Below are 211 nucleotides of genomic sequence, written 5' to 3'. Positions count from 1 at the left end.
GCCTTCGCCACTGGTGTTCCTCCATATCTCTACGCATTTCACCGCTACACATGGAATTCCACTTTCCTCTTCTGCACTCAAGTCTCCCAGTTTCCAATGACCCTCCACGGTTGAGCCGTGGGCTTTCACATCAGACTTAAGAAACCACCTGCGCGCGCTTTACGCCCAATAATTCCGGATAACGCTTGCCACCTACGTATTACCGCGGCTG

General features: G+C 52.6%; 1 rRNA gene. It reads right to left on the bottom strand.

Going from position 1 to position 211, the window contains the following annotated elements:
- Window positions 1-211: ribosomal RNA gene (locus MR169_RS28120) — 16S ribosomal RNA — on the bottom strand; the annotation flags it as partial.

It is taken from the genome of Bacillus cereus group sp. BfR-BA-01349, assembly GCF_022663795.1.
GTDB lineage: Bacteria > Bacillota > Bacilli > Bacillales > Bacillaceae_G > Bacillus_A > Bacillus_A cereus.
This window is presented reverse-complemented; position numbering and strand designations above follow the sequence as displayed.